19 protein-coding genes are annotated in these 18410 nt (G+C 57.9%); 12 read left to right on the forward strand and 7 right to left on the reverse strand.

What is annotated here, in order from left to right; all coding sequences use genetic code 11:
- Positions 1-14 precede the first annotated feature (14 nt).
- From fimC to fimA, 3 genes are all read right to left on the reverse strand, one after another.
- A complete protein-coding gene (fimC, locus tag ACOTZD_RS16895; RefSeq protein ID WP_022650522.1) occupies positions 15-707 on the reverse strand; it encodes a type 1 fimbria chaperone FimC in 693 nt (230 codons plus the stop codon).
- 34 nt (positions 708-741) lie between these two features.
- The gene (fimI, locus tag ACOTZD_RS16900) at positions 742-1284 is read right to left on the reverse strand and encodes a type 1 fimbrial protein subunit FimI (RefSeq protein ID WP_003858910.1); all 543 of its coding nucleotides are present in this window, start codon (positions 1282-1284) and stop codon (positions 742-744) included.
- A 69-nt stretch (positions 1285-1353) separates the two neighbouring features.
- The gene (gene fimA, locus ACOTZD_RS16905) at positions 1354-1917 is read right to left on the reverse strand and encodes a type 1 fimbrial major subunit FimA (protein ID WP_003858911.1); all 564 of its coding nucleotides are present in this window, start codon (positions 1915-1917) and stop codon (positions 1354-1356) included.
- Between the two features lie 309 nt (positions 1918-2226).
- On the opposite strand from fimA, the gene folD reads away from it, so the two are divergent.
- The 5 genes from folD (at position 2227) to ACOTZD_RS16930 (ending at position 6742) form a co-directional block, all read left to right on the forward strand.
- Entirely contained in the window at positions 2227-3093 is an 867-nt protein-coding gene (gene folD, locus ACOTZD_RS16910; RefSeq protein WP_006809817.1) for a bifunctional methylenetetrahydrofolate dehydrogenase/methenyltetrahydrofolate cyclohydrolase FolD, read from the forward strand.
- Positions 3094-3095: 2 nt separating this feature from the next.
- Positions 3096-3308 (forward strand): ribosome-associated protein YbcJ, encoded by a 213-nt coding sequence (ybcJ, locus tag ACOTZD_RS16915; protein WP_022650521.1) that lies wholly within the window; start codon positions 3096-3098, stop codon positions 3306-3308.
- Positions 3309-3541: 233 nt separating this feature from the next.
- Complete coding sequence (locus ACOTZD_RS16920) at positions 3542-5041, forward strand: PTS transporter subunit EIIC (RefSeq protein ID WP_003858916.1); 1500 nt, start codon at positions 3542-3544, stop codon at positions 5039-5041.
- A gap of 83 nt (positions 5042-5124) precedes the next feature.
- Entirely contained in the window at positions 5125-6141 is a 1017-nt protein-coding gene (malI, locus tag ACOTZD_RS16925) for a Mal regulon transcriptional regulator MalI (protein WP_022650520.1), read from the forward strand.
- A gap of 73 nt (positions 6142-6214) precedes the next feature.
- Positions 6215-6742, forward strand: coding sequence for a metal-dependent hydrolase (locus ACOTZD_RS16930; RefSeq protein ID WP_174402102.1), 528 nt, complete (start codon positions 6215-6217; stop codon positions 6740-6742).
- A gap of 89 nt (positions 6743-6831) precedes the next feature.
- Here the strand turns inward: ACOTZD_RS16930 and cysS are convergent, their stop codons facing one another.
- Complete coding sequence (gene cysS, locus ACOTZD_RS16935) at positions 6832-8217, reverse strand: cysteine--tRNA ligase (RefSeq protein ID WP_022650518.1); 1386 nt, start codon at positions 8215-8217, stop codon at positions 6832-6834.
- A gap of 175 nt (positions 8218-8392) precedes the next feature.
- Here cysS and ppiB point away from each other — a divergent pair, with 175 nt between their 5' ends.
- The 5 genes from ppiB to mnmH all read left to right on the forward strand — a co-directional run bounded on the left by ppiB (position 8393) and on the right by mnmH (position 12460).
- Positions 8393-8887: a peptidylprolyl isomerase B gene (ppiB, locus tag ACOTZD_RS16940; RefSeq protein WP_000256009.1), complete on the forward strand. Its 495-nt coding sequence runs from the start codon at positions 8393-8395 to the stop codon at positions 8885-8887.
- Between the two features lie 3 nt (positions 8888-8890).
- Positions 8891-9613: a UDP-2,3-diacylglucosamine diphosphatase gene (lpxH, locus tag ACOTZD_RS16945; protein ID WP_174402103.1), complete on the forward strand. Its 723-nt coding sequence runs from the start codon at positions 8891-8893 to the stop codon at positions 9611-9613.
- Between the two features lie 118 nt (positions 9614-9731).
- Entirely contained in the window at positions 9732-10241 is a 510-nt protein-coding gene (gene purE, locus ACOTZD_RS16950) for a 5-(carboxyamino)imidazole ribonucleotide mutase (RefSeq protein ID WP_174402104.1), read from the forward strand.
- On the forward strand, positions 10238-11305 hold the full coding sequence (purK, locus tag ACOTZD_RS16955; protein WP_003858922.1) for a 5-(carboxyamino)imidazole ribonucleotide synthase: 1068 nt from the start codon (positions 10238-10240) through the stop codon (positions 11303-11305). Before purE ends, purK begins: the two co-directional genes overlap by 4 nt.
- A gap of 84 nt (positions 11306-11389) precedes the next feature.
- Positions 11390-12460 carry a tRNA 2-selenouridine(34) synthase MnmH gene (gene mnmH / locus ACOTZD_RS16960; protein ID WP_032608677.1) on the forward strand — a complete coding sequence of 357 codons (1071 nt, stop codon included), beginning with the start codon at positions 11390-11392 and terminating at the stop codon, positions 12458-12460.
- A gap of 125 nt (positions 12461-12585) precedes the next feature.
- On the opposite strand, the gene ACOTZD_RS16965 is transcribed toward mnmH, so the two are convergent.
- The 3 genes from ACOTZD_RS16965 to ybbA all read right to left on the reverse strand — a co-directional run bounded on the left by ACOTZD_RS16965 (position 12586) and on the right by ybbA (position 17011).
- Positions 12586-13731, reverse strand: a complete 1146-nt coding sequence (locus tag ACOTZD_RS16965) for a porin (RefSeq protein ID WP_022650515.1) — start codon at positions 13729-13731, stop codon at positions 12586-12588.
- A 182-nt stretch (positions 13732-13913) separates the two neighbouring features.
- A complete protein-coding gene (gene ybbP, locus ACOTZD_RS16970; protein WP_174402105.1) occupies positions 13914-16328 on the reverse strand; it encodes a putative ABC transporter permease subunit YbbP in 2415 nt (804 codons plus the stop codon).
- On the reverse strand, positions 16325-17011 hold the full coding sequence (ybbA, locus tag ACOTZD_RS16975) for a putative ABC transporter ATP-binding protein YbbA (protein WP_003858931.1): 687 nt from the start codon (positions 17009-17011) through the stop codon (positions 16325-16327). The genes ybbP and ybbA overlap by 4 nt, the downstream gene beginning before the upstream one ends.
- Between ybbA and tesA the strand changes: the two genes are divergently transcribed.
- A complete protein-coding gene (gene tesA, locus ACOTZD_RS16980) occupies positions 16982-17614 on the forward strand; it encodes a multifunctional acyl-CoA thioesterase I/protease I/lysophospholipase L1 (protein ID WP_003858933.1) in 633 nt (210 codons plus the stop codon). The genes ybbA and tesA overlap by 30 nt on opposite strands.
- Positions 17595-18404, forward strand: coding sequence for an SDR family oxidoreductase (locus ACOTZD_RS16985; protein WP_006809829.1), 810 nt, complete (start codon positions 17595-17597; stop codon positions 18402-18404). The genes tesA and ACOTZD_RS16985 overlap by 20 nt, the downstream gene beginning before the upstream one ends.
- The last annotated feature ends 6 nt before the right edge of the window (positions 18405-18410 follow it).

Below are 18410 nucleotides of genomic sequence, written 5' to 3' on the forward strand. Positions count from 1 at the left end.
CGCCCTGTCTCTGCTCACAGGCTGACGCTACGCGCCGGCGTAATGGCGCCATAGTCATTCACACTCTGCCAGGAGAGCGTGCCGCTCGTAGCGGCAGGCAGCACCTGCTGCGCCGAGCTTTTAGGAGCAACCATCAGGTTATCCAGCGTCTGTCCGCCGAGCTTCAGATTGACCAGCGTGACGTAATACGGTGAGGCATTGCTCACCTTAAGATGGTTGCCGACGCGCTCAAAGCGCAGCTGTGAGAGCGCCTCTTCCGGCGGCATCGCCAGGTTAGCCGGGCGAACAAACAGCTTGATACGTGACAGAATAGCCAGTTGCAGGACGTTGTTGCCGTCCTGATGTTTTTTGCTGACGGAGGGAATCGCTTTGACGTTCATGTAAAAGAGCGATTCGCGATCGGCAGGCAGCGCCGGGCCTGCGTAGATAATGCGCAGGGTGTTTTCGCTGGCCGGCTCGCTGACAAACAGCGGCGGCGTGACGGCAAAGGTTTTTTCCTTTTGCCCGTTGGCATTTTCTATCCACGCGTTAATTAAATAGCGCTCTTGTTTATTGCTGTTGGTGATCGCCAGCGACGTTTGTTTGGCATCGGCCGGATAAATAACGCGCGTCGCGCCCAGCGCAATTCCGCCGGACGCATTCGCGCTGGCAGAAACCATCATCAAAATAAAAGATAAAAACAGTCCAGGTTTAATCAGGGTGTTCATCACAACCGTACCTTTAATAATTAGTTCGCAGGCGTCAGGGATAAATCAACGTAAACCAGACATTCGACTGAATAGTGCCTGGTACAAGGTGTTCGGAAATTGCCCGGTAGCGGGCGCTGAAATGAAATACCAGCTCGCGGGTGTTAATGGGTAACCAGCTCACCGCCGTCGCGTTCGGGATGATCTGACGTTGCTGTTCGTCAAAAAGCGCCAGCCCGACACCACTGCTGACCGCATTTTCCCCCGGCCGCGATGTCGCCAGGAAAACCTGCGGGTCTTCTGCCGGTGTCACTCCCTGGAACTGGATCCCCACGGTGCGGGAGACGTCCACGCTGCAATCCAGCAGACGTACGGTGAACGGCACATTAACCGTGGAAAAGCTGCCGACGCCGGAAAAGGCGTTTGTGCGGTATTGCCCCATATCCACGCGCATATTCTGGCTGTCCGGAGCCACGGCGCAGCCGCCGTTAACCAGCTCTCCCCTGAGGTGTACTTTGCCGCCGTCAATAACCACGGTATGTGCGTTTACCGCTGGGGCAATCGCAAGGGCGCACAGCAGTATCCCAGTCCTTGTCATCCTTCGCTCCCGGTATAGGCGATCAAAAGACCTCTTCCCTGAGGCCAGCCACATCCCTGTACTCAGGCATTACTCGTATTTCATTACGAATGTTGCGTCCGCGTTTGCCTGGCCTGGCTCGGTGGTCGCCGCCGTGGCTTTATAGCGCGCGGTGAAGTTCAGGGTGTTAGTCCCTTCAATCAGGTTCTGCGCCGCAGAGAAGGTTGCACCGTCCGGGGTCAGCGTGGAGGATTTGCTGTCGAGGATCTCAATACCTACGCCCTTCGCGGAGTTGTCGTTGTTACCGGAGCTTACCGCCAGCAGCGTTTTGTCGGTGGCGTCGATCTGGCCGGTAAACGCGACAGCAGCGGTTTTCGCTACCGCAGGATCGCAGTCGTTCAGTTCGATGGTGAACGGAATATTGGAGGTGGTGTCACCCACTTTAGTGAATTTCGCGGTACGGTACTGGCCAAGATTAACCGTCTGCTCTGAAGAGTCAGTATTCACTGAACACGCGGCATTCACTAATTCACCTTTAAAATGCACCGTACCACCGTTTACAGATACAGGCGCTACCGGATCTTCTGCGTGAGCGGCACCCGCGACCAGGGCCAGAGTTGCAATAACAGTAGAAGCAATGTTGCTGAGTTTCATGTCTATTCCTTTAAAATGTAAATAACCCTTCCCGCGCATATTCGGGAATAAGAAATACGTTCAATTAAAAAATTGAAGGCTTATTTCGGAGAGGACAAAGTAGCTCAGGAATCTATTTTGTAATATGTCAAAACGCTGCCATTTAGCCAGGTCACATCCTAATCACCTCTAAGAAATTGACCATGCCCTGAGAAGGGATTTTGCGGGACATCGATGAAATCTCGTAAAGGGTGACTGACAGCGGCGCTCGCTTCTGACAAAATACAGGCAATCCCCCCTTTCTAACGTTACAGACGGAATTTCTCTCTGATGGCAGCAAAGATTATTGACGGTAAAACGATTGCGCAGCAGGTGCGCTCTGAGGTTGCGGAAAAAGTGAAGGCGCGTAAAGCCGCCGGATTTCGCGCCCCCGGGCTGGCCGTTGTGCTGGTTGGCAGCAACCCGGCTTCGCAAATTTATGTCGGCAGCAAACGCAAAGCGTGTGAAGAGGTGGGGTTCGTCTCCCGCTCTTACGATCTGCCGGAAACCACCAGCGAAGCGGAACTGCTGGAACTGATCGACACCCTGAATGCCGATAAAGAGATCGACGGTATCCTGGTTCAGCTGCCGCTGCCTGCGGGCATCGACAACGTGAAGGTGCTGGAGCGTATCGCGCCGGACAAAGACGTTGACGGTTTCCATCCGTATAACGTAGGCCGCCTGTGCCAGCGCGCGCCGCGCCTGCGTCCATGCACCCCGCGCGGCATCGTGACGCTGCTGGAGCGTTATAACATCGATACCTATGGCCTGAACGCCGTGGTGATTGGCGCCTCCAACATCGTGGGCCGTCCGATGAGCATGGAGCTGCTGCTGGCGGGCTGCACCACCACCGTCACCCACCGCTTCACCAAAAACCTGCGTCATCACGTCGAAAACGCCGATCTGCTGATCGTTGCGGTCGGCAAGCCGGGCTTTATTCCGGGCGAGTGGATCAAAGAGGGCGCAATCGTCGTGGACGTGGGTATTAACCGCCTGGAAAACGGCAAAGTGGTTGGCGACGTGGTGTATGAAGATGCCGCAGCGCGCGCATCCTATATTACTCCGGTCCCGGGCGGCGTTGGCCCGATGACGGTAGCAACACTGATTCAGAATACCTTGCAGGCGTGCGAGGAGTATCACGACGTAGAGGACGCGTAATCATGGCAACTTTTTCTTTAGGTAAACACCCGCACGTTGAGCTGTGCGATCTACTGAAGCTGGAAGGCTGGAGCGAAAGCGGCGCGCAGGCGAAAATCGTCATCGCCGACGGGCAGGTAACAGTAGACGGCGCGGTGGAAACCCGCAAGCGCTGCAAAATTGTCGCGGGTCAGACCGTGAGCTTCGCAGGTCAGAGCGTGACCGTGACGGCCTGAGCTGTCTGATGCCCTCACCCTAACCCTCTCCCACAGGGAGAGGGGATAAACATCCCCTCACACCCATCACGGTTAATTATCGATCAACTTCAAATAATCACTATTCCCTCTGGCGAAATGTGAAATTTAAGTTGCGCGATTTTCAGACTTTCCCCACGATAAGTAGAACGTTCTACTAAAACGTTCTACTTACAATAACAGCGCAAAAAAAGCGCTACTCGGGGGAAATCAGCATGAGCCTGATATCAGGGTTTGTTAAATCGCTGTCTAAGTTATCGATGATTGGTCGCGCCTTAATGCTGCCAATTTCACTGCTTCCCGCTGCGGGCCTGTTGCTGGCCTTCGGCGATAAGTTCCACTTGCCGCTGATGATGAACGCAGGCGGGGTTATCTTTGATAACCTGCCAATGCTCTTCGCCATCGGCTCTGCCGTCGGACTGGCTTCGGAATCCGGCATTGCCGCTCTCTCTGCGGCGGTCTCCGTGTTTGTCACTAACATCACCATCAGCACCGTGCTGAGCATTACGCCGGAAATGGCCTCCCAGGGCGGGAAATACGCCATGGTCGTCGGCATTCCGACGTTACAGATGGGCGTCTTTGGCGGCCTGATCTGCGGTATTCTTGCGGCCTGGTGTTACAACCGCTTCCACACCATGCAGCTGCCGGAATTCCTCGGCTTCTTCTCCGGCAAGCGCTTTGTGGCGATTGCGACGGCGTTTCTGTCGTTCCTGCTCGGCCTGCTGCTGCCGTACGTCTGGCAGCATATTCAGTCCGGCATCGACGCCCTGTCCGTGGTGGTGAACGGCGATAACCAGGCGGCCTCGACCTTTATCTTCGGGCTGGTGGAGCGCGCGCTGATCCCGCTCGGCCTGCACCACATCTGGTATCCCTCCTTCTGGTATTCGTTCGGGGATTACACTACCCAGGCGGGTCAGGTGATCCACGGCGACCAGACCATCTGGTTCAAGATGCTGGAAGAGGGAGTGAAATCCTTCAGCAGCGACACCTACCAGAACGCCGGGAAATTCATGCAGGGCGAGTTCCCGCTGATGCTGTTCGCACTGCCCGCGGCGTGTCTGGCGATGTACCACGAAGCGCACACGAAGAATAAGAAAATCGCGGCCGGTATTCTCTTCTCCGCCGCCCTCACCTGCTTCCTGACGGGCATCACCGAGCCGGTAGAGTTCACCTTTATCTTCGTGGCGCCGATCCTTTACGTCTTCAACGCCATCATGGCAGGCCTGGCGTACATGACCATGTACCTGCTGCATGCGCATATCGCCAAGTCGTTCTCGGCGGGCTTTATCGACTACCTGTCGTTCGGGATCCTGCCGTCGTTTAACGGCTATCAGACCAACTTCCTGAGCGCCATTATCATCGGCATTCCGATGGCATTAATCTACTACTTCACCTTCCGCTTCGTGATCCGCCGTTTCGACGTGAAAACGCCGGGCCGCACCGAAGTGACCGCCAGCGCGAATGACAAGTCCGATTCCGAACTTGCCACCGAAATCATCGGCCTGCTGGGCGGTGCGCAGAACATTGATTCCGTCGGCTCCTGCATCACGCGTCTGCGTCTGGAAGTGGCGAAGAGCGAAGCAGTGGACCGGGACGGGCTGAATGGGCTTGGCGCGCGCGGCGTGGTGTTCGTGGGCGATAACGGGATACAGGTGATTTTCGGGGCCAGAGCACAGTTTATCGCCCAGACGATGTCCACGATGATTGGCAAATAATAAGATGCCTGAAGGAGGCGTCTCCTGTACGCTGGGGGTCGCCTCTTATCTGGCTGATAATCGGTAAATTTCAGGGAGCGGTTTTGAAGAAAGTCAGCATCATTGATGTCGCAAAGCATGCGGGCGTGTCGGTTTCTACCGTTTCGCTGGTGCTGCGCCAGAAAGGGAAGATCTCAGAGGCGACGATCGGGAAGGTCAATGCCGCCATCACAACGCTGGGCTATGTTCATAACGTCGCCGCTGCCAATCTTCGCGCCAACACCTCCAACTTAATCGGCCTGATCCTGCGCGACTTCAGCGACAGCTTTTCCATCAAGGTGATGGCGAGCATCGTTCAGGAGCTGGAGAAGCAGGGTTATATGGTGTTTCTCGGTCAGCCGCTGAATGACGGCGAACATCTTGAGCGTACCCTGCTCTCGTTTAAGCAGCAGGGCGTGGCGGGCGTCATCTACCTGGCGTCGGACACCCGCACCGCCTCTCTCCCGGAACACATTCGCCACTGCCCGCTGCCGCTTGTGGCGGTTTCGCAGTCGTTGCTGGAAGAGAAATGCAATCTGGTGATGCGCGATAACCGCCAGGCGGCGAACCTGGCCGCGCGTTATCTTATCGAGCGCGGGCACCGCACCATCGCCTACATTGGCGGGCGCGACGGGTGCCGTATCCGCGAGCAGCGCCTGCTTGGTTTTCGCAGCGCGATGACGCAGAACGGTCTGATCTGGCGTGAGGAATATTCTCCAGCCTGCACCGATGACACGCAGGCGGCGGCCATGGCGACTCGCCAGCTGCTGGAGAAGAACAACACGATTACCGCCCTGCTCTGCCATTCACCGGACGCGATGATCGGTTCGATCTCAGGTATTCACCAGGTGGGGCGCACGGTGGGTAAAGACGTGTTTTTAACCCAGCAGGTGGCGCTGATTGGTTTTGAAGATATGCTCCACGTTAATCTCACGTCGCCGTCACTGACTTACGTTTCGTCTGCCAGCGAAGAGACCGGCCGCCAGGCGGCAGGGCTGATGATCCGCAGGCTGAAAGAGCCGGACCTGCAAACGCAGCGCATAACCCTCTCCGGGCAGCTTATCGCGCGGGAATCGGCGTAAAATCAGAATTTAGCACAGGTTTGCTGCGGCGGATCTGCTGCTATATTCCCATGATTTGCCATGGATAAATGCAATGCCTACCGTTATCACCCACGCTGCCGTACCTCTGTGTCTGGGCTTAGGGCTCAGAACTAAAGTCATCCCACCCCGCCTGCTGTTTGCCGGGATCGTCCTCGCCATGCTGCCCGATGCCGACGTGCTGGCGTTTAAATTCGGTGTTGCCTACGGGAATATTTTCGGCCATCGCGGTTTCACTCATTCGCTACTGTTTGCCCTGGTGGTGCCGATACTCTGCGTGCTGGCAGGCCGACGATGGTTCAGGGCCAGCCTGACGCGCTGCTGGCTGTTTTTAACCGTGTCGCTGCTGTCGCACAGCCTGCTGGATTCGATCACCACCGGCGGGAAAGGCGTCGGCTGGCTGTGGCCCTGGTCAGATGAGCGCTTCTTTGCGCCGTGGCAGGTGATCAAAGTCGCGCCGTTTGCGCTGTCGCGCTATACCACGCCATACGGGCATGAGGTCATTATCTCGGAACTGCTGTGGGTGTGGCTGCCGGGGATGGTGCTGATGGGGATGTTATGGTGGAGAAAACGTGCGCGCTGATGCCCTCACCCCGGCCCTCTCCCACGTAGAGAGGGAGAAAACCTAACAATTCCCTCTCCCTGTGGGAGAGGGTTAGAGTGAGGAGAAAATTACTTACGACGCCAGGTAGTTCCCTGCGGGCCATCTTCCAGAATAATGCCCATCTCGGTCAGACGGTTACGCGCCGCATCCGCCGCCGCCCAGTCTTTCGCCTGACGCGCTTCCAGACGCGCTTTAATCAGTGCTTCAATTTCCGCCACTTCGCCGTCGTCCGCCTGCGCGCCGCTTTGCAGGAACACATCCGGCTCCTGCTCCAGCAGGCCGAGCACGGAAGAGAGCTTACGCAGATGAGACGCCAGCGCATTGGCCGCCGCCATATCTTCTGACTTCAGGCGATTCACCTCACGCGCCATGTCGAACAGCACGGAATAGGCTTCAGGGGTGTTGAAGTCGTCGTTCATGACCTCAACGAAGCGGGCTTCGAACGCCTCGCCGCCTGCGGCTGGAACAGACTTGTCGGTGCCGCGCAGTGCGGTATACAGACGCTCCAGCGCAGCGCGCGCCTGCTTCAGGTTCTCTTCGCTGTAGTTCAGCTGGCTGCGATAGTGGCCAGACATCAGGAAGTAGCGCACGGTTTCCGCGTCGTAATACTTCAGCACGTCGCGCACGGTGAAGAAGTTACCCAGCGATTTCGACATCTTCTCGCGGTCAACCATCACCATCCCGGAGTGCATCCAGTAGTTCACGTACTCGCCGCCGTGAGCACAGGTGGACTGCGCGATTTCGTTTTCGTGGTGCGGGAACATCAGATCCGAACCGCCGCCGTGGATGTCGAAATGGTTGCCCAGCTGCTTGCAGTTCATCGCGGAACATTCAATGTGCCAGCCCGGACGCCCTTCGCCCCACGGTGATGGCCAGCTCGGTTCGCCCGCTTTGGACATCTTCCACAGCACGAAGTCCATCGGATTACGCTTCACGTCAACCACGTCCACGCGCGCACCGGCCTGGAGCTGGTCCAGATCCTGGCGGGAAAGCGCACCGTAGGTTGGGTCCGTCGGCACCGAGAACATCACATCGCCGTTGTCCGCCACATAGGCGTGACCGCGCTCGATCAGCTTTTGGGTGATATCAATGATTTCATGGATATGGTGGGTCGCACGCGGCTCGCTGTCCGGGCGCAGAATATTTAAGGCGTCAAAATCCTTGTGCATTTCGGCGATCATGCGATCCACCAGCGCGACAAAGCTTTCGCCATTTTCATTAGCACGTTTAATGATTTTGTCGTCGATGTCGGTGATATTGCGCACATACTTCAGGTTGTAGCCCAGGAAGCGCAGGTAGCGTGACACCACGTCGAACGCGACAAAGGTACGGCCATGGCCGATGTGACAGAGATCGTAAACCGTAATACCACACACGTACATGCCGACTTCCCCGGCATGGATAGGTTTAAATTCCTCTTTTTGGCGCGTCATTGTATTAAAGATTTTTAACATCGAAGATTCCATGTAAACACGTGTGTGGATTGTTTGTTCCTTATAATACCCATAATTCGGAGTACGGTCAGCACACAATGCAAGGTGATCGTGTCCTGTGGTTATGCTATAACAAGCCCCTATATGTGACCCGAGCACGGGTCGACGCACCACAATAACGGAACAGGATGCAAAAATGGTTACTTTCCACACTAATCATGGCGATATCGTAATCAAAACCTTTGATGACAAAGCGCCTGAAACAGTTAAAAACTTCCTGGACTACTGCCGCGAAGGTTTCTACAACAACACTATTTTCCACCGTGTGATCAACGGCTTTATGATCCAGGGCGGCGGTTTCGAGCCTGGCATGCGCCAGAAAGAGACGAAAGAAGCGATCAAAAACGAAGCGAACAACGGCCTGAAAAACACCCGTGGTACGCTGGCAATGGCCCGTACTCAGGCGCCACACTCTGCAACCGCACAGTTCTTCATCAACGTAGCGGACAACGACTTCCTGAACTTCTCTGGCGAAAGTCTGCAAGGCTGGGGCTACTGCGTATTCGCAGAAGTGGTTGAAGGGATGGACGTGGTCGACAAGATCAAAGCCGTTTCTACTGGCCGCAGCGGTATGCACCAGGACGTTCCTAAAGAAGACGTTGTGATCACAAGCGTGACCGTCAGCGAGTAATTCGTGGCGACACTCTTTATTGCGGATCTGCATCTGCAAACAGAAGAACCGGCGATAACCGCCGGTTTTCTGCGTTTTTTACGCGGTGAAGCGAAAAACGCCGACGCGCTGTACATTCTGGGCGACCTGTTTGAGGCCTGGATTGGCGACGACGATCCGAACCCGCTGCACCGTGAGATGGCTGCGGCCATTAAAACGCTGGTAGATTCCGGCGTCCCCTGCTATTTCATTCACGGCAACCGTGATTTCCTGATCGGCCAGCGCTACGCCCGCGAGAGCGGCATGACGCTGCTGCCGGAAGAGCAGGTGCTAACCCTCTATGGCCGCAATATTCTGATCATGCACGGCGACACGCTCTGCACTGACGATACTGGCTACCTGGCGTTTCGCGCCAAAGTTCACACCCCGTGGATCCAGAAAGTGTTCCTCGCCCTGCCGCTGTTTATTCGCAACCGCATCGCCGCCAGAATGCGCGCGGGCAGCAAGGCCGCCAACAGCAGCAAATCGATGACCATCATGGACGTCAACCCGCAGGCGGTGGTGAAGGTGATGGAGAAGCATCGCGTTCAGTGGCTGATCCATGGCCATACCCATCGTCCCGATGTGCATTCCCTTATCGCCAACGGCGAGCCCGCCCATCGCGTGGTTTTAGGGGCCTGGCACAGCGAAGGATCGATGGTCAAAGTCACGCCGGAAGGTGTTGAACTGATCGCCTTCCCGTTTTAACCCTCCCCGTCTTTTCGCCCATTTCCCGACCACGCAACCGTTTTCCTTGCCGGTATTACATGCTATTCTCTGTGCCCTCGAAAGCAGTGTGTTCCGCACCACAGGAGTTTTAAGACGCATGTCTTCCCGCAATAATCCGGCGCGTGTCGCCATCGTGATGGGGTCCAAAAGCGACTGGGCTACCATGCAGTTCGCCGCCGAAATCTTTGAAATCCTGAATGTTCCGCACCACGTCGAAGTGGTTTCCGCGCACCGTACGCCGGATAAACTGTTCAGCTTCGCCGAAAGCGTCGAAGAGAACGGTTACGAGGTGATCATTGCCGGCGCGGGCGGCGCAGCACATCTGCCGGGCATGATTGCCGCCAAAACGCTGGTGCCGGTACTGGGTGTTCCTGTGCAAAGCGCCGCGTTAAGCGGGGTTGATAGCCTTTACTCTATCGTCCAGATGCCGCGCGGTATTCCTGTCGGTACGCTGGCGATTGGTAAGGCGGGTGCCGCAAATGCCGCCCTGCTGGCCGCGCAGATCCTGGCGACGCATGATAAAGAGTTACATCAGCGTCTGGCGGAGTGGCGTAAAGCCCAGACCGACGAGGTGCTGGATAACCCGGATCCGCGGGGTGCAGCATGAAGCAGGTTTGCGTTCTTGGTAATGGTCAGCTTGGCCGGATGCTGCGTCAGGCCGGTGAGCCGCTGGGTATTGCCGTCTGGCCCGTCGGACTGGATGCCGAGCCGGAAGCCGTGCCGTTCCACCAGAGCGTGATCACCGCCGAAATTGAACGCTGGCCGGAAACCGCCCTGACCCGCGAGTTGGCGCGTCATAACGCCTTTGTAAACCGCGACGTGTTTCCGATCATTGCCGACCGCCTGACGCAAAAGCAGCTGTTCGACAAGCTCGGCCTCGCGACCGCGCCGTGGCAGCTGCTTTCCGATAAGCGCGAGTGGGATGACGTTTTTGCGATGCTGGGAGACCTGGCGATTGTGAAGCGTCGCGTCGGCGGCTACGACGGCCGCGGGCAGTGGCGCCTGCGCGCGAACGACACCGCCGAGCTGCCGGATGACTGCTACGGCGAGTGCATCGTTGAGCAGGGCATTAACTTTAGCGGTGAAGTGTCGCTGGTTGGCGCGCGCGGGCATGACGGGCACACCGTTTTTTACCCGCTAACGCATAACCTGCATCAGGACGGGATTCTGCGCACCAGCGTCGCCTTCCCGCAGGCCAATGCTGACCAGCAGGCGCAGGCGGAAGAAATGCTCTCTGCCATCATGCATGAGCTGGGCTATGTGGGCGTAATGGCGATGGAGTGTTTCGTCACGCCGTCGGGTCTGCTGATCAACGAACTTGCGCCGCGCGTGCACAACAGCGGTCACTGGACGCAAAACGGCGCCTCCATCAGCCAGTTCGAGCTGCACCTGCGCGCCATCACTGACCTGCCGCTGCCGCAGCCGGTGGTGACCAGCCCGTCGGTGATGATCAACCTGATCGGCACCGATCTGAACTACAACTGGCTGAAGCTGCCGCTGGTGCACCTGCACTGGTACGACAAAGAGGTACGTCCGGGGCGTAAGGTCGGCCACCTGAACCTGAACGATACCGACACGGACCGCCTGAGCGCTACGCTGGAAGCGATTGTTCCCCTGCTGCCGCCAGAATACGCGAGCGGCATTGTCTGGGCGCAGTCAAAACTGAAGTAAGTATCCCCCGCCGGGGAGTTGACCTTCCCCTTCCCCGGCGTACAATTCCCGCCCATTGCTGCTCAGTTTTCTTCTGGAATCACCATGAACGATGGAACGGACTATCGCGCGCTCCTCGCGTCCGATACCCCTTTAATCGACGTTCGCGCGCCGATCGAATTTGCCCAGGGTGCGATGCCCGCCGCACTCAACCTGCCCTTAATGAACGACGACGAGCGTGCCGCCGTCGGCACCTGCTATAAACGCCAGGGTCCGGACGCCGCGCTGGCGCTCGGCCATAGCCTGGTCAACGGCGAGACGCGAGAGGCGCGCATCAACGCCTGGCGGGAAGCCAGCCTGGCCCATCCTGAGGGCTACCTTTGCTGCGCGCGCGGTGGCCAGCGCTCACACATCTCCCAGGCCTGGCTGAAAGAGGCGGGAATCGATTATCCGCTGATCCGCGGCGGCTATAAGGCCCTGCGTCAGACGGCGATTCAGGTGACCATTGAGCAGTCACAAAAACCGATGGTGCTTATCGGCGGCTGTACCGGAAACGGTAAAACGCTGCTGGTTAAGCAGCATGCGCAGGGCATCGATCTGGAAGGGCTGGCGCACCATCGCGGCTCATCATTTGGTCGCACGCTCACCCCGCAGCTTTCCCAGGCCAGTTTTGAAAATCACCTTGCCGTCGAACTGCTAAAAAAAGACGCCGCGCGCTGGGTGCTGGAAGATGAAGGCCGGATGATTGGTTCTAACCACCTGCCGGAATGCCTGCGCGACCGCATGGTTGACGCCCCTGTCGTTGTCGTCGAAGACCCCTTTGAAGTCCGCCTGGAGCGCCTGCGCGAAGAGTATTTCGACCATATGTGGGCCGATTTTTCTGCTGCCTACGGCGAGAAAGCGGGCTGGAAAGCGTATAGCGAATATCTGCATCACGGCCTGTACGCCATTCGTCGCCGTCTGGGGCTGCAACGCTTCGCGGAATTTACCGCCCTGCTGGATGCCGCGCTTGTCGAGCAACAGCGTACTGGCAGCACTGACGCGCACTTCAGCTGGCTTGTGCCGCTGCTGAAGGATTATTACGACCCGATGTACGGCTATCAGCTGGAGAAAAAGGCGGAGAAGATTGTGTATCGCGGGACGTACGAAGAAATTGCTGAGTGGCTCGATCGCTGAAAAATAAAGCCGGGTGGCGAGGTAAAAGCAAAACGGCAACCTGGGTTGCCGTTTTTAATGTTTTTTCCCTCTCCCCGTGGGAGAGGGTCAGGGTGAGGGCATCAGGCCGCACCCTACATGACAACTTAGAAGTCGTAACGCAGACGCACCAGGTTCATGTCGCCCAGGTTGTCGGTGCTGGAGGTGAACACGTGTTCGTAATCCACGCGGAAACCGTAATCCAGCTGGAAGCTGATACCCACACCGTTGTCGATGCGCTGGTAGTTACGGCCATTCACGTACTCGATACGGTCGCCCATGAAGTACGGCTGGATGGATTTCACCGCATACTGACCAACAGGGAACTTGTAACCCGCAAAGTATTCAATACCCCATGCATCACCGGCGAAGTAGTCGTTAACGGACACTTTTTTGGTGGTCAGGAAGTTTTGATACCAGCCGCCGCCTGCGGAGAAGGTCCAGTTATCCGGCGTCCAGCTCAGGGCGGTACCAAGGATGTTCTGGTCGTAGGATTTGCTGTCGCCGTTGTCCGGGTTACGCATGTCCGCGCGGGTGTAGTTCCACGCTGCGCCCCAGGTCAGATCGGTGGTCAGGTGATAATCGATACCCAGTGAACCGCCGCCTTTACGCTTGTAGCGCAGGCCGTTGCCCGGCAGGTATTCGCTGTCTTCAAACAGGTAAGAGGCGTAGATGTCAGCATCGCCCACGGTTTTCTTGTACTTCAGCATCTGGCGTGAACGGTAAGAGCCGTCGTAGTCGCCATTAATCCCGTTACCTGGCGCCTGACCAATCATGTCGTAGTCCCAGATATCGGTTTTTGCGCCCACCACGTCATAGTACACGCTGTTCTGCTGGCCGAAGGTCAGCGTACCCCAGGTGTCGCTCTTCAGACCGGTGTAGAGCATACGGCGTGAAGTATCGTGCGCGCCGTCGGCGTAGTGGTTATCCCAGTTAAACTGCGCCGGAATGTTCACACCCAGCTCGTAGTAAGTGATCCAGCTGATGTCATCGAACAGGTAGTAGTCTGCCGCGAAACGGAAGCGGGTACCGCCGTCAAAGCCGTTGCGCTTGTAGCCGTTTTTGCCGTCATCGCCGGTCATGTTCTGGAACTGAGGACGAATACTACCGCCAACGGTGAAGTTCAGGCGGCTCAGCGGGTTACCCGCCTGCGGATCCTGTTTCAGAAGAGTGATTTCCGCCTGGGATGCGAAAGAAGCCAATGCCACTGCTGCGCCGATCGTTGTCGCCAGCGCTGTTTTTCTTATAGTCATTCTTTTTCCTTGATAGACACGCTACTAAATATTTAGCTGGTGAATATTAACCGGAAAAATTCGGGCTGTGTGGGCGGGTTTTTAATGTTTTGTGCTACTAAATGCAGGGACATTAACGATTTGTGCCGTTAAGCAATGACGCACCAGCAGAAATGCCGGTGCGTCATCATCACGTCAGTAAACTAGCTGACAAACTGGCGGAATAGCGCTTTACCTTTCAACAGCCGGGATCCGAGCCAGCCGCCGCACAGGGACAGCAGCACGGCGCCGCAGACGGGCAGCGTGAGCCACAGCCGCCAGTCGGGCTCCCACGGGAAGTCGAAGACTTTGCTCTGGAGTACCGCCAGCGCCGTTTCCGCCCCGATGGCCGCCACCAGGCCCGCCACCAGCCCGAGCAGGGCAAATTCGCTCCACAGCGTGGCGCGCAGCAGCCGTTTACTGGCCCCCAGCGTGCGGTAGACAACCAGCTCCTGATGACGCTGACGCATGCCGACCTGCACCTGCGCCAGCAGCAGCAATATGCCACAGATCGTCACCAGCACCACCATCACCTCCAGCGCGCGGCTTACCTGCTCCAGCACCTGCCCGACCTGTTTAAGGATCGCGCCGATATCCAGCAGGCTCACCGTCGGAAATTCCCGGTTAAGCTGCGTCAGCATGCCGTTGCCGTTTTCCCAGCGGAAGCTGGTGAGCCAGCTCTGGGGCTGTCCGTCCAGCGCACCCGGCGGGAAGATGAAGAAGAAGTTTGGCCGCAGGCTTTCCCAGTCCACTTTACGCAGGCTGGTAACTTTGGCGGTGAAATCCTGGGTATCACCGGTGAAGGTCACGCTGTCGCCGAGGTTCACGTTCAGGCGTGTCGCCAGCCCCTCCTCCATCGACACTTCCCCCGCTTTCGGCGGCCAGGTGCCAGCAACGATCGGGTTATGGTCCGGACGTTTCGCCTGCCAGGTCAGGTTGAGTTCGCGGTTGAGCGATTCATCCTTATTTCCCTCCGTCGACTGGCCGTTGATCTGCGTCAGTCGGGCGCGCACGATCGGATAGAACGACTCGGGAATAATGTGATGCTCGGACAGGAAGCCCTTCAGCGGCGTCACCTGCTCGGGCGCGATGTTGATCAGGAAATAGTTCGGGCTTTCTGGCGGAAGCTGCTGCTGCCAGCGATCCAGCAGATCCCCGCGCAGCACCAGCAGAAGCGCCAGCAGCATAAACGACAGCGAAAATGCCGAGAGCTGGCTGAGGGTAGACCACGGCTGGTGCAGCAGTCGGTTAACCGCTAACCGTATGGAAAGTGATTTAACTGTCAGCTTTCTCAGCACATTAAGCAGTATCCAGCCCACTACGCCGCACAGCAGCGCCAGCACCACCGCGCCCGCCAGCACCGCCCACAGCAGCGTACTGCCGCCCATCAGCCAGGCCAGCAGCCCGACCGCTACCGCAATAATCACCGGCAGGTAGAACTTCAGCGGCCAAACGCTGGCCACCACATCGCGGCGCAGCACGCGCAGCGGCTGGGTGGCGAGTAGCAGCCGGTACGGGCGTAACCCCACCAGCAGGGAGATCGTCGTCATCGCGCCGATTGCCCACAGCCACGGCCAGAGGCTGGCAGGCGGTAATGCGGCGGGCAGTACCGGTTTGAGCAGCACCATCAGAAGCTTTTCAAACAGCAGCCCTATCGCCCCGCCGGTCAGAGCCGACAGCGCCAGCACCATCAGCCACTGGCCGACAATCAGCTTGCGCAGTTGCGCGCGGCCCGCGCCGAGGGTTTTGAGGATCGCCACCAGATCGTAACGGCTGCGGCAGTAGTGCCCCATCGCCACGGCAACCGCCGCAATGGCAAGCAGCAGGGTTAACAGCGCCGACAGCAGCAGGAACTGCTGAGAACGCTCAAGAGATTTGCCGAACGCCCCGTCATCCTGCTCCAGTCCGTACCAGCGGTGTTCCGGCTTGAGCTGCGGCAGGAGCCATTTTTCGTACGCCTCCAGCTGAGCTGGCGTTCCGCCAAACTTATACCGCCAGGTGACACGGCTTCCCGGCTGGACGGCGTGGGTTTTCGCCACATCCGCGGTGTTCATCAGCAGGCGCGGCGCAAGCTGGAACGGATTAAATCCGGAGTCGGGCTCCTGCACCACTTCCCCGGCAATTTTGAGTGTCGCGTCGCCGACGTCGATACTGTCGCCGGGCTTCAGGTTCAGCAGCGCCATCAGTCGCGATGCCAGCAGGACCGTACCGGCCGTCGGTTTTAGCCCCGGCGGGCTGGTTTGTAAGTCACCGTACATCGGGTAGATGTCATCCACGGCTTTTACGCTGGCAAGCTGCGGCGTGTCGCCCGCAAAGGTCATGGTCTGAAAGGTGATCTGCTCCCCTACTTTCAGCCCCTCTTTGCGCGCTTCCTCAATCCAGCCCGGCGGCACGGGGCGAGAACTTTGCAGAGCCCGGTCCCCGGCCATAAATTCCCGACTCTGCTGGCTAAGCCCTTTCTCCATACGATCGCTGACGCTACCGAGCGCCAGCACGCAGGCCACCGCCAGGCTCAACGCCAGCCAGACAATCAGCAGCGAGGGCGAGCGCCACTCGCGCCAGAACCAGCGGGCAATCATGCTTCCTCCTGAAGAATACCGTTCACCAGCCGCAGGCGGCGGTCGCAGCGGGCGGCCAGCTGCGGGTCGTGGGTAACCAGAATCAGCGTGGTGCCGTGCTCGCGGTTGAGGGAAAACAGCAGATCGGCAATTCTGTCCCCGGTTTTACGGTCGAGATTGCCCGTTGGCTCATCGGCAAACAGCACTTCCGGGCGCCCGTTAAACGCCCTGGCCAGCGCCACGCGCTGCTGCTCACCGCCGGAAAGCTGTGCCGGAAGGTGGTCGAGACGTTTTCCCAGCCCCAGCTGTTCCAGCAACGCCTTCGCGTGATCGCGGCTTTCACGGGTATTTTCACCGCGCAGCAGGCCAGGTAGCTCAACGTTTTCCAGCGCGTTCAGCGTCGGGATCAGCATGAATGACTGAAAGACAAACCCGATATGCCGGGCTCGCAGCGCGGCGCGGGCCTCTTCATCAAGCGCGTGGAGGGGCTGGCCGACCAGGTTCACTTCCCCACTGCTGCCATCGTCCAGACCGGCGAGAATGGCCAGCAGCGTGGACTTACCGGAACCGGATTCACCAATCAGGGCGATGGTTTCGGCACGTTTGACAACGAGTTCAACTCCGGTGAGGATGGAAAGCTCGTGTTCCCCCTGACCGACGGACTTCTTAAGACGATGAACTTCAACAATGTTTTCCGCTGGCATTTGCCCTTCCTGTTTTTGATGCTGATGACCTTCCGCGCGGCGGCTGCGGACACGTTATTGATTCTGGGCGACAGCCTGAGCGCGGGCTATCGTATGGCCGCCAGTGCGGCCTGGCCCGCCCTGCTCAATGATAAATGGCAGTCCCGGGCCTCTGTCGTGAACGGCAGCATCAGCGGCGATACGTCGCAGCAAGGCTTATCGCGCCTGCCTGCCCTGCTTAAGCAGCATCAACCGCGTTGGGTGCTGGTCGAACTGGGCGGTAATGATGGTTTGCGCGGCTTCCAGCCTCAGCAAACGGAGCAAACGCTGCGGACCATTTTGCAGACCATTAAGGCCGCCAATGCCCAGCCGCTGCTGATGCAAATTCGCCTGCCCGCTAACTACGGCCGTCGGTATAATGAGGCGTTTAGCGCGATCTATCCTAAGCTTGCCAAAGAGTTTGATATTCCGCTGCTGCCATTTTTCATGGAAGAGGTCTATCTGAAACCCCAGTGGATGCAGGATGATGGCATTCACCCCAATCGCGATGCCCAGCCGTTTATTGCCGACTGGATGGCAACCCGGCTGGCTCCTTTAGTAAAACATGACTCGTCAAACAGCTGAGAACCTGACAGGTAAAGTTATGCAAAAATCGGTCTTAATAACAGGATGTTCCAGCGGAATTGGCCTTGAAAGCGCCCTTGAACTGAAACGTCAGGGGTTTTGGGTGCTGGCAGCCTGCCGCAAACCCGAGGATGTCGAACGCATGCGAGGGCTGGGATTTACCGGCATTCTGCTGGATCTCGATTCGCCAGAGAGCGTAGAGCAGGCCGCCGATGAGGTTATCGCCCTGACCAACAACCGTCTTTACGGTCTGTTCAACAATGCGGGCTACGGCGTGTACGGCCCGCTACAGACTCTCTCACGGGAACAGCTGGAGCAGCAGTTCTCCGCAAACTTTTTCGGGGCGCATCAGCTTACCATGCGCCTTCTCCCGGCCATGCTGCCGCACGGCGAAGGGCGGATTGTCATGACCTCCTCGGTGATGGGCCTGATCTCCACGCCGGGCCGCGGGGCTTACGCTGCCAGTAAATATGCGCTTGAAGCCTGGTCCGATGCGTTGCGCATGGAGCTGCGCCACAGCGGTATTAAGGTCAGCCTGATTGAACCCGGCCCGATCCGCACCCGCTTTACGGAAAACGTTAACCAGACGCAGGCGGACAAACCGGTCGAAAATCCCGGCATCGCGGCGCGTTTTACGCTTGGGCCAGAAGCCGTCGTTGCCAAAGTGCGCCACGCGTTTGAGAGCGATACCCCTAAAATGCGCTATCCGGTCACGCTGGTGACCCATGCCGTCGGCTGGTTGAAACGCCTGCTGCCGGGGCGGATGATGGACAAAATTTTGCAGGGTTGAGTTGAA

Origin of the sequence: Enterobacter cloacae complex sp. SHL022 (assembly GCF_049237785.1) — a bacterium.
Taxonomy (GTDB): Bacteria; Pseudomonadota; Gammaproteobacteria; order Enterobacterales; family Enterobacteriaceae; genus Enterobacter; species Enterobacter hormaechei_C.